Source organism: Magnetospirillum sp. WYHS-4 (assembly GCA_039908345.1).
In the GTDB taxonomy this organism is placed as follows: domain Bacteria; phylum Pseudomonadota; class Alphaproteobacteria; order Rhodospirillales; family GLO-3; genus JAMOBD01.
Genome location: JAMOBD010000170.1, coordinates 1 through 1,061 on the forward strand (window position 1 = coordinate 1; position 1,061 = coordinate 1,061).

Below are 1,061 nucleotides of genomic sequence, written 5' to 3' on the forward strand. Positions count from 1 at the left end.
CGCCGCGATTTCCACCGAATGGCGCTGGCCGTAGCGGAAGGTGAGCGCATGGGCGGCGAAGCCTTCGGCGCGGGCGATGGCGAGCACGGTGGCCGAATCGAGGCCCCCGCTCAACAGCACCACCGCCTTTTTGTCCTGGGTCACGCCGCACCTCCCGCCGACGGGGCTTGATAGCATGCCGGCCCCTACCATAACATCCCCTCATGACCGGACAACGCCTGGACGACCTGGAGCGCCACGCCGCCCAGCAGGAACGCACCCTTCAGCAGCTCAGCGACACCATCGCCGAGCAATGGACGGTCATCGACCGTCTGAAGCGGGACGTCGAATTCCTCAAGGACCGCCTGCGAAGCGTCGAGGCGACGGTCGACGAGCTTGCGCCCCCCGACGTCCCGCCGCCCCACTATTAGCGGAGCGAGGCCTCGATGTTGCCGCCGTCCACGGTGACGGTGGCGGCAGTGGTCTTGCGGGCGAGCGCCAGATGGACGAAGGCCTGGGCCACGTCGTCGGCCGTCACCTCCAGGCCCAGCAGGTTGCCGCCCATGTAATCCTTCTCGCTGACCCCGCGGGCCTTGGAACGGGCCGCGATCATCTCGGGCGTCAGCAGGCCGGACCGGATGCGGTCCGCGTTCACCGCGTTGGCGCGGATGCCGTCGCCGCCATGGTCCAGCGCGTACTGCTTCATCAGGAACAGGGTGGCCGCCTTGGGCAGGCCGTAGGGCCCGAAGTTCCTGCCGGGATTGAGCGCCTGCTTGGAGGTGTTGTAGAGCAGGCAGCCGCCCAGCCCCTGCGCGGTCATCACCGCGACCGCCAGGCGGGACACGGTCTGGTGGGACCAGAAGTTCAACTCGAAGCTCTTGCGCAGCAGGGCCTCGTCCACCTCCCCGATGCGGCCCTGCCAGGCCGCCCCGGCGTTGGAAACCAGGATGTCGATGCCGCCGAAGGCCGCGGAAACGGCATCGAAGGCGCCCTGGACGGCCGCCGGGTCGGTCACGTCGCAGCCCAGCCCGATGCCCCCCAGTCGCGCCGCCGTGGCCGCCGCCGCCTCGGGGTCCAGGTCG

3 protein-coding genes are annotated in these 1,061 nt (G+C 69.8%); 1 reads left to right on the forward strand and 2 read right to left on the reverse strand.

The features are described 5' to 3' along the window. The coding region (locus H7841_18670; GenBank protein MEO5338881.1) for a 7-cyano-7-deazaguanine synthase at nucleotides 1–177 on the reverse strand (177 nt) is incomplete at its 3' end. A 26-nt stretch (nucleotides 178–203) separates the two neighbouring features. Between H7841_18670 and H7841_18675 the strand changes: the two genes are divergently transcribed. Continuing rightward, nucleotides 204–410 carry a SlyX family protein gene (locus H7841_18675; GenBank protein MEO5338882.1) on the forward strand — a complete coding sequence of 69 codons (207 nt, stop codon included), beginning with the start codon at nucleotides 204–206 and terminating at the stop codon, nucleotides 408–410. On the opposite strand, the gene H7841_18680 is transcribed toward H7841_18675, so the two are convergent. After that, a partial coding sequence (locus tag H7841_18680) for an SDR family oxidoreductase (protein MEO5338883.1) occupies nucleotides 407–1,061 on the reverse strand: 655 nt, incomplete at its 5' end. The two genes, H7841_18675 and H7841_18680, sit on opposite strands and share 4 nt — an antisense overlap.

What these genes read in the sequence shown, in the direction of transcription:
- H7841_18675 (MEO5338882.1), top strand. Translation starts at nt 204, where the DNA reads ATGACCGGACAACGCCTGGACGACCTGGAGCGCCACGCCGCCCAGCAG.